Annotated in this window: 6 protein-coding genes; 4 read left to right on the top strand and 2 right to left on the bottom strand. The window is 41.4% G+C overall.

Annotation, left to right across the window (positions count from 1 at the left end; all coding sequences use genetic code 11):
- Positions 1-131: 131 nt before the first annotated feature.
- Together F7734_RS59555 and F7734_RS59560 are read right to left on the bottom strand one after the other, a co-directional pair.
- The gene (locus F7734_RS59555; RefSeq protein ID WP_155753570.1) at positions 132-2,045 is read right to left on the bottom strand and encodes a penicillin-binding protein 2; all 1,914 of its coding nucleotides are present in this window, start codon (positions 2,043-2,045) and stop codon (positions 132-134) included.
- Positions 2,046-2,137: 92 nt separating this feature from the next.
- Positions 2,138-2,842: a hypothetical protein gene (locus F7734_RS59560; RefSeq protein WP_155753565.1), complete on the bottom strand. Its 705-nt coding sequence runs from the start codon at positions 2,840-2,842 to the stop codon at positions 2,138-2,140.
- Positions 2,843-3,686: 844 nt separating this feature from the next.
- Here F7734_RS59560 and F7734_RS59565 point away from each other — a divergent pair.
- From F7734_RS59565 to F7734_RS59580, 4 genes are all read left to right on the top strand, one after another.
- Positions 3,687-3,896, top strand: coding sequence for a hypothetical protein (locus tag F7734_RS59565; protein ID WP_155753566.1), 210 nt, complete (start codon positions 3,687-3,689; stop codon positions 3,894-3,896).
- 392 nt (positions 3,897-4,288) lie between these two features.
- A complete protein-coding gene (locus F7734_RS59570) occupies positions 4,289-4,558 on the top strand; it encodes a glutathione S-transferase (RefSeq protein ID WP_155753567.1) in 270 nt (89 codons plus the stop codon).
- A 273-nt stretch (positions 4,559-4,831) separates the two neighbouring features.
- The gene (gene glgB, locus F7734_RS59575; RefSeq protein WP_155753568.1) at positions 4,832-7,126 is read left to right on the top strand and encodes a 1,4-alpha-glucan branching enzyme; all 2,295 of its coding nucleotides are present in this window, start codon (positions 4,832-4,834) and stop codon (positions 7,124-7,126) included.
- A gap of 556 nt (positions 7,127-7,682) precedes the next feature.
- The coding region (locus tag F7734_RS59580) for a hypothetical protein (protein WP_155753569.1) at positions 7,683-8,145 on the top strand (463 nt) is incomplete at its 3' end.

Here is an 8,145-nt window from a genome sequence, read left to right on the forward strand (position 1 = left end):
CTTATTTTCCTTTTTGTCGTGGGCTCGTTGATTTGTATAAGATAAAGATAGAAGAAAATTGGGTAAATGTGTTCAATGAAGAATGACAATTGACAATTGACCAATGACCAATGACAAATGCCCAATCCCCCCTAAGGTGTAGTACTTGGAGTTGGATTCATAAGTTGACTTGGTACAAGTTTACTGGGTGGAAGTTGTTCTGTGGTAATCAGAGCTTCCATCACTGTTTTCACAATTGGTGCAGCAACAGTACTCCCAAACGCATGATTTCCTTTTGGCTCATCTACCAACGCCAAAACTACATACCGGGGCGCTTCTACTGGCAGAATACCTACAAAGCTAGTGATTTTAGCCCCGATGATGTACCCACCTGAGGCACTAGCTTTTTGAGCTGTACCCGTTTTACCCGCAATGCGGTATCCAGGAATTTGAGATGCTTTTCCTGTTCCATCATCAACTACAGTTTCCATCATTTCTACAACTTTGCGGGTAGTCGCATAAGAGAAGATTTGGCGCGTTGCTGGTCTTATGGGCGTATAGTGAACTTGTCCTTTGCTATCGACAAGTGCTTTAACTACATGAGGCGAGACTAATTTACCACCATTGGCTAAAGCACTATGCATTTGTACTAGCTGCAATGGTGTTAGAGAAAAGCCCTGACCAAAGGATGTTGTAGCAGGTTCAACTGGCGTGCCGAGAAATTGTTCTTGACTTTTTAGCTGACTGTTTACTGCGAAAGGCAAATCTGTATCCACACTTTGCCCCAAGCCCAAACGTTCCAACCAACCATAATAAACTGATGGTCGCAATTTTTGAATAATTTGCACCATAGCAATATTGCTAGAATTTTGCAAAACTTGAGCTATGTTCATCCGCCCAAAACGTTTGTTTTCGGCATTTCTAATTGTGCGATCGCTAACTTGAATTGACCCGGTATCGTTGAATATGTCTTCAGGTTTGATAATTTCTTCTTCTAAGGCAATAGCTATATTTAACGGTTTAAAGGTTGAACCTGGTTCGTAAAGATCTGCTACCGTCCAGTTTTTAAACAGTGAAATATCTGCTTTGGAATATTCATTTGCATCATAAGTGGGTTGACTGACTAGGGCAAGTAGGGAACCATCCCAAGCATCCATAACAATAACTGCTCCCCGTTTTGCCTTATATTTTTTCATCTGCTCTTTAAGGGCAAAACGGGCAACTCTTTGCAAGCGGTTATCAATAGTTAATTGCAATCGCAGGTCATCAAAATTGAGAAAGCCTTCCGGAGCATAATCTGGCATGATTGCTCCGTTCCCCGCTCTACTGAGGCGCATGGTTTGAACGGAACGCTCTAGTAATTTTTCTTGACTGTATTCCACACCTGCTTGACCCCGACGGTCAATGTTAACATATCCTACCACTTCTGAAACTAAATCTTGCTGTGGGTAGAAGCGAGAATATTTTTGGACTAATTCAAGTCCATTTAGCTGAAGTGCAGTCAGGCGATCGGCAACTTCTTCTGGTAATGCAAGGGCTAATGTAATGCCAGTTTTTTTGTTATCAAACTTTTTTTCTAACTCAGTTGCATCTCGATCCAATATGGACGCAAGCTGTACTGCCATCTCTTTATTAGTTTTTGAAAACAGCTTGGGATGGGCGTACAAAGTGTAGACGGGACGGTCAATGGCTAGTAAATCTCTGTTGCGATCGACAACAGGGCGGCGAGGCATAAAAGGTCGTAAATTAACCATCTGTTGATTTCGTGCTCTTTCTGTTAGCTTTGAGCCGCGCACGATTTGTAATTGATACAAGTTAAAACCCAGTCCAAGTCCAACAGTAATAAGTAGACCCCAAACTATCAACAATCGGGTTTTAGTGTTACTAACCCCATCACGTAAGCGAGTTTCCAAGCGTTCTGTTGGGCGAACTAGAGGAACTTGCTCGTGAGTTTGTTCAATAAGTTTATTTTCTGCAACTTGTCTTGAAACACTTTGTCGTCGTTTGATAAACTCAGGTTTCGGAAAATTTCTAAATTTTGTTCTACTTGGTGGTGATTTTTGCATAAATTTTGTCATTTGTCATTTGTCATTTGTCATTTGTCACTTGTCATTTGTGTTAACAACTAACAACTAACCACTAACCACTAACCCCTTAATTAATATCCCGTTGGATTTAAAGTTTCCTGTTGGATTTCAGAAATTGGTATTTTGGAATCGGTAGATGGGGATGCTGAAGTCACAGGCGCAGGAGTTAAAAAAATCATGCGATCGGGAGTTGGTGATAGTAGTTTTTCTGGTTGTTTCTGTGCTTGTTTTGCCATGTTGCTTTTTAGCACCCCATTAGTTGTCATTAATTGTCGTTCTTGGCGTTGTAGGTTTTGCAGTTTGCGGTATGACTGACTCCAAAGTTCTTGCGAGTAAACTGTCAATCCGTAAACTACTAGCGTTACAATGACTAACAAAAATGCTGCTATGGATGAATGACGATGTATCCCGTACAGGCGTAACAACCACACAGGGATAGCTTGAGCAGAAGGCATAACAGGAATATTTCTCACTTTTGGTTTGTTTACCTCTGCCCTAGGGAAGGAAGTTTTTTGGGGACTGAACGGGTTAATTGCAGTGCTCTGTAATGGAGAGAGACGATCTTGTGATGGCTGTCTTCGTTGTTTGGAAGACTCTGGGGGAGAAAAGGTAGACTCTGGAGCTGGGTTCGCTCTGAACTGCTTTGCACGCAGGGCAACTTCTTGATGTGTGGCAAGTTTTTTTTGGTTCCTATTGGGGCGCTTTCTAGCACTTTTAACTGCTGATTGAGATAAGCTGCCTGTTGCAAAAACACCTGATTTTCGAGCAATAGACATAGTTTGTTTGGATAAAAAATACTGTAATGCTGTATGGTTGATTGCTGACTGTTAACTGTTAACCGTCAATGAATCAAGTAACACCCTACACTGAATCAACATAATTCTGATAGGTAGCTGCACCAATCTTTGCATTCTCCCTGAAAATCGGTTCTTTCAGGGAAACAAGCTTTTTTGGCAATTTTTACTAAAAATTTGATACCCTAATCCTTGAGGGATCGCATTGCCTTAGTATGAGAAGTGCGTGAAACGAAGCTAATTCGTAAGAAATCGAAGTCATTCGGTTTTTGGCTTCACCAGACTCAATGTAGAATGATATATTTTACATTATCCGCAAGGATTTAAGTCCGCTTAAAGGTCATGACTTAATGAAGTTAGCCAGCTTCAAGCGTCGGAGAAGGAACATGGCTGCTCACGACAGTGCAAAACCGGAATCCATTTACAAGCCTTTAAGCTGTGTTGAGGCAAACTATACCCCGATAGGGAGTGCTCAAACGAGCAACTTAATCTAGGATTTGGTTAATTTCCAAATTCTGGATTCTTTAAACTTTTCACACACAGTTTTCCTACGATTGACCAATATTTACTACATTTTAGTGCTATTTGATAACATGACAACCCCAGCCTCCGGAGGCAAGAGTGTGCAAAAAATATATTTTTTGGTAACATGACTGGATTGGGAAGTTCATTCACCATGTTTTCTGCCTTCTGCCTATATCTATAGGCAGAATTGAAATCTTTTCTTTCAATGTGTATTCCAAAGTCACTTAAAAAAAATGAACAAATAGGGTATCGTATTCAACAGGCTAAATTCGTTCTTGCCGCAATTGGTGAAAGAGGAGTTATGAAAGTAAAAATCCTTAGTGTTACCTTGATGTTAAGTCTCGCAGCAGTTCTCGGAGCTTGTGAAGGTGGCGGTGGTGGTGGCACCACTGGTGGCGACACATCTTCCCCAGCAGCTACTTCTACACCGGCTGCTGAACCAACTGATACTGGCGCAGCATCTCCTGCTCCAACTACTACGGAGAGCCCAACTGCAACCCCTACCCCCTAAGTTATTATCTCAAAACACCCAACCCAAAAATTGAGATTGTTGCAGCGCTGCTCAAAAAAACTAACTAAGTCAACACTTTCAAAGCAACACTAGGTGAATGGCTGTATTTTGAGCAGGCATAAGGCATTCACTATCGCTGCTAGCTAATTTTCGCAACTCCGTGTAGTGCGTCTGTTACCAAGAGTAATCGAGCTGGTAGTACTCTTTAACCTTACCAGGTTTATGAAGAAACCCGGTTTCTCAGTGAAGCCGGGTTTCTTAGTAGTTTGCGGACTGTAAGTATTGGGTAAACATACACATCCTTAAGATTGCCCAGAAGTTCATACTCTCCCAAATAGTTCTTGATTGTGAAGCGAATTACATTTATCGTTTTAAGCGTTAGCACTATCATTATGGTAGGGTTAAATAGCCATTGGGGGGGGTTGGTGGTGGCATTACCACCTAAACAGGACATACCAGAAGAAATTTTGCGGATGGAAATTATTACAGCTGCGCGATCGCCTATTGATGGTAGTCTTGTCAGTGCCGCTGAGTATGCACAGTTACAAACACGACTTTCAGTCAACCCGCCTCCAAAACTCGATCCCAAGATAAGAGAACAAGTTTTTTTATTACGGATACGTAGATTTTTACTTCAGATTTTCCCTTTTTTAGACATATAGTGAATGGGCATGAGGCATAGAGCATAGGTAAATGAGTATTCCTTTCTCTTACTTCCTTAACCCCCTTGTCTTCCTTGTCCCCTTGTCCCCCTTGTCCCTAGCCCCCCACCCACAACCCTAATCCCCGATCCCCAGTGCCCAATCCCCCATTTTCTTACCCTGGTACGATGATGAAAGCGACAAAATTTGCAAAATAATGTAAAGAATAGTAATAGAAGTTTTAAAAAGTCAGTTTACTTAGCCAATTTACTAAACGTAGGTAGCTCCATGTCTATGACCACAATAGCCCCAGAACAAGTTAACCGTATAGTTTGGAATCAGCATCACAACCCCTTTGAAGTATTAGGCGCTCATCTTGTTGAAGAAAATGGCAAAACCAATCGTTGGGCTGTGCGAGCTTACCTACCCAATGCCAGTTCAGTGACAGTTATCCTTCCAGAAGAACGGAAGGAGTACCCAATGGAAACGGTTCACGATCCCCACTTCTTTGAATGCACCATAGAAACACAAGAACTCATCAACTACCAGTTTCGCGTCAAAGAAGGAGAACACGAGCGAGTCATTTATGACCCTTACGCTTTCCATTCTCCCAAGTTAACAGAGTTTGATTTGCACCTATTTGGAGAAGGCAACCATCACCGAATTTACGAAAAACTGGGAGCACATCCAACTGAAGTCAACGGTGTTGCGGGTGTTTACTTTGCTGTTTGGGCTCCCAATGCTCGAAACGTATCAGTCATCGGAGATTTTAATAGTTGGGATGGGCGCAAACACCAAATGCGTAAAGGGCATACCGGTATTTGGGAACTCTTTGTTCCTGGATTAGGGGTAGGAGAACACTACAAATATGAAATTAAAAACACAGAAGGTCACATTTACGAAAAATCCGATCCCTACGGTTTTCAACAAGAACCTCGTCCCAAAACCGCATCCATTGTCTCAGATTTAAAGTCCTACGCTTGGGGCGATGAAGACTGGCTGGAAAGCCGCCGTCATACCGATCCCCTAACGCAACCGATTTCTGTCTACGAAATGCATTTAGGCTCTTGGTTACACGCCTCTAGTGGAGAACCAGCCAAACTCCCCAACGGCGAAACCGAACCCGTAGTTACTGTATCAGAACTCAATCCAGGCGCACGCTTTTTAACATACCGAGAACTGGCAGATCGGCTCATTCCCTATGTAAAAGAGTTGGGATACACCCACATTGAAATACTACCCGTTGCCGAACACCCCTTCGATGGTTCTTGGGGCTATCAAGTTACCGGATACTACGCCCCTACCTCCCGTTACGGTAAACCAGAAGACTTTATGTATTTTGTTGACCAATGCCACAAAAACGGAATTGGGGTCATTGTCGATTGGGTTCCCGGTCATTTTCCTAAAGATGGTCATGGCTTAGCATTTTTTGATGGCACTCACCTTTACGAACACGCGGATCCCCGTAAAGGCGAACACAAAGAATGGGGTACTTTGGTGTTCAACTACTCACGCAACGAAGTCCGAAATTTCCTAGTTGCCAATGCATTGTTCTGGTTTGATAAGTACCACATTGATGGCATTCGCGTTGATGCTGTTGCCTCCATGTTGTATCTCGATTATTGCCGTAAAGACGGAGAATGGGTTACTAACCAATATGGTGGTCGAGAAAACCTAGAAGCTGCCGATTTCTTGCGTCAAGTCAATCACATCATCTTTAGCTATTTTCCAGGCGTTGTCTCAATTGCTGAAGAATCTACCGCATGGCCTATGGTGTCTTGGCCAACATACACGGGAGGGTTGGGCTTCAACTTAAAGTGGAACATGGGTTGGATGCACGATATGCTGGACTACTTCAGCATGGACCCTTGGTTCCGCCAGTTCCATCAAAACAACATCACCTTTAGTATGTGGTACCACCACAGTGAGAACTATATGTTGGCACTGTCTCACGATGAGGTGGTACACGGTAAGAGCAATATCATTGGTAAAATGCCAGGGGATAGATGGCAAAAATTTGCCAACGTGCGTTGTTTGTTCGCTTATATGTTTACTCACCCTGGTAAGAAAACCATGTTTATGAGCATGGAGTTTGGACAGTGGAGTGAGTGGAACGTTTGGAGTGACTTGGAATGGCACTTATTCCAGCATGAGCCTCACCAACAACTCAAAGAGTTTTTTAAAGACCTCAATCATCTCTACCGTTCTGAACCAGCTTTGTACACCCAAGATTTTGCAAGAGAAGGGTTTGAATGGATTGACTGTAGCGACAACCGCCACAGTGTAGTTTCGTTTATCCGTAGAGACAAAGACTCTGATAATTTCGTTGTCACGGTTTGTAACTTTACACCCCAACCCCACTCCCATTACCGTATTGGTGTTCCAGAACTAGGGTTCTACACCGAGTTGTTTAACAGCGATGCTCGTCAGTACGGTGGTAGCAATATGGGTAATTTAGGTGGTAAGTGGACCGATAATTGGTCATTCCACAACCGCCCCTATTCCTTGGATTTGTGTTTGCCACCTCTCGGAGTATTGGTTCTGAAGTTGGACAAGGAGAAGACGGCAGAAGCGTTGGCTAATTCATAATTTGTCAATCTTAGGGACTTCCAAATCAAAAAATGTCCCACAATTTCATCTTGTGGTGCGGGCCGAAAAGCCCGCCATTAATTAGGGACGGGCGAGGATACCCATCCCACAAGATAAATAGTTTATTATCTTGGAAACTGACAACAAAAATACTGGACGCAAAAAAACTGAGTCTTTTTGCGTCCAGTATTTCTCTGTAAGGAAATGCTTGTTTCTCCCAAACCTATAGCTATAGATAAATTCAGTTGCTATTGAAAGAGCAGATAACAAATCCTTTTGTTGTTATGTACTCTTTGAATAGGAGCAGATAAATGTCAGATAAGAGTAACAAGTAGCATTTCTTAAGAGCAGTGAAAGTGTTTAACTTTTCATTATTGAGTTTTACAGACTGCAAGACTTTTTCACTTCTTTCTTTAGATAGATAAGCAAATATACTTAATATTATCTTTATATTCCGTCGTTTAGAATCAAAATAGTACAATAAAACTAAAAAATTATGAATGTACTAAAAAAATAGTTTTTTTTATGAAATTAAATGACTTAGGAGATAAAAATAGTGAGCAATTTAAAATCATATTATGATTCCAAAGGTATTACGACCTCTGCTAATCTGCTTCCAAGAGAGATTGAGTTATATGAAAGTCTTTCGGAAGATAATTTACTCTTATCTAAAGCCAATGAAGAATTAAATCAACAATTGGAATTAACGAAACAAGAGCTAGTTGAAAAAGAAAAAAAGCTAAAGTCTCGCAGAATCAAAGATTTTGGCATTATAATAACATCTGCTATGGTAGGCTTAGGTGTTTTATTTGGCACAATGTTCGTACAAGAAAGTCAAAGAAATAAAGAATTACTTCGACAAATAGATTATTTAAAAGCGAGTGAAGTTGTTCAAGAAAATAACCAATTGAAAAGCGAAATAGAAATATTAAACAGTCAAATAGAAGTATTAAATCAACAAAAAAGAGATGAGGATTTGAAATTTTACTTAATAGTTGCAGGCAGTGGTTGTATAGGAA

The organism is Scytonema sp. UIC 10036 (assembly GCF_009725235.1).

Bases quoted from the DNA above. Each gene is read 5' to 3' on its own strand.
- F7734_RS59555 (WP_155753570.1), bottom strand. From the start codon at position 2,045: ATGCAAAAATCACCACCAAGTAGAACAAAATTTAGAAATTTTCCGAAA.
- F7734_RS59560 (WP_155753565.1), bottom strand. From the start codon at position 2,842: ATGTCTATTGCTCGAAAATCAGGTGTTTTTGCAACAGGCAGCTTATCT.
- F7734_RS59565 (WP_155753566.1), top strand. From the start codon at position 3,687: ATGAAAGTAAAAATCCTTAGTGTTACCTTGATGTTAAGTCTCGCAGCA.
- F7734_RS59570 (WP_155753567.1), top strand. From the start codon at position 4,289: ATGGTAGGGTTAAATAGCCATTGGGGGGGGTTGGTGGTGGCATTACCA.
- glgB (WP_155753568.1), top strand. From the start codon at position 4,832: ATGACCACAATAGCCCCAGAACAAGTTAACCGTATAGTTTGGAATCAG.